The organism is Vibrio sp. Vb0349 (assembly GCF_033338975.1).
Map to the genome: position 1 here is coordinate 1 of NZ_JAWOTS010000306.1, position 1193 is coordinate 1193.

The 1193-nt window shown below is 44.8% G+C and carries 3 protein-coding genes; 2 read left to right on the forward strand and 1 reads right to left on the reverse strand.

The genetic code is table 11. From position 1 onward, the window contains the following. On the forward strand, nt 1-238 hold a 238-nt coding region (locus R7Q47_RS25395; RefSeq protein ID WP_318090122.1), incomplete at its 5' end, for a hypothetical protein. Beyond that, nucleotides 165-569: an SPOR domain-containing protein gene (locus R7Q47_RS25400; protein ID WP_318090124.1), complete on the forward strand. Its 405-nt coding sequence runs from the start codon at nt 165-167 to the stop codon at nt 567-569. The genes R7Q47_RS25395 and R7Q47_RS25400, both read left to right, overlap by 74 nt. 44 nt (nt 570-613) lie before the next feature. Here R7Q47_RS25400 and R7Q47_RS25405 read toward each other — a convergent pair whose 3' ends face one another. Beyond that, on the reverse strand, nt 614-1087 hold the full coding sequence (locus R7Q47_RS25405; RefSeq protein ID WP_005477269.1) for a peroxiredoxin: 474 nt from the start codon (nt 1085-1087) through the stop codon (nt 614-616). Between the last annotated feature and the right edge of the window lie 106 nt (nt 1088-1193).

Genomic DNA, 1193 nt, shown 5'->3' on the forward strand with positions numbered 1-1193 from the left:
AAAAACGACGCCAAAGAATCACGATGCCGTAGCTTTCGATATTGGATGTGCTCCCAATCCTCACAAATCGTTGTTAGTCCAAGCCTTCAGTGATGTTTTTGCACAACCATTTGTGCGTGATGGGTATGAGAGAAAACAAACCAGAACAAAAAATGGAGTGACACGTGCACAAGATTTTATCTTTGACATTGATTTTATCGCTCATGGGCTGCGCTATGCCTCATCAACCTATCGATAATGGGCAGTGTGTGGGTGTGATGTCGTCTCAAGATGCATACGGCTACCTGAATCCCAACCACTACACCATGCAGGTACTAGCACTGAAGAAAGAAAAAGATGTGAAAGAATACATTCGCTATATCGACCCTAAACACCCTGTATGGGTTAACTGGAAAAATAGCCGAGGTACACGTTGGTATACGGTGACAGCTGGTGATTTTAAATCGAAGCAAGAAGCCTACAATGCGCTTTCGTCGCTGCCAAGCCACGTGAAGCAGTCATCTCCGTTTGTACTGACTTTTGCAGAGATGCAACGTAAGCAACAAACTAGTGTCGTGAGAATGCGCTAATCGCCTGAAAAAAACGGAAGCTTGAGCTTCCGTTTTGTGTTTTCTTAAAGTGCTGCAAGAATAGTTTCTGCATTACTTACTTCAAATTCACTTGGCTTTTCAACGTTAAGTGTTGTTACTACGCCGTTTTCAATGATCATCGCGTAACGTTGTGAGCGAACGCCGCCAAAGCCGCCAGTATCCATTTCCAAGCCTAGCGCTTTAGTAAAGCTAGCATCACCGTCACCTAGCATCAAAATCTCAGAAGCGTTTTGAGCTTCACCCCATGCGTTCATTACGAATGCATCGTTCACCGCCACACAAGCAATTAAATCAACGCCTTTGGCTTTTAATTGATCTGCGAGTACTACGTAGCCTGGTAGGTGAGCTTCTGAGCAAGTTGGAGTGAATGCGCCAGGAACCGCGAATAACACCACTTTCTTGTTCGCGAACAGTTCGGTCACATCGTGGTTGACCATGCCATCGGCAGTCAGTTCACTTACGGTTGCAGAAGGTAGTGCTTGGCCTTGTTGAATCATGATTTTCTTCCTTTATTAAGTGCTTTGTTGAGCTTTTTCAGTCTAGCGCTTAAGTCCCGTTTTAACCACAGAGGGTTTGTAAGGGTATACCGCATTACATCGATGA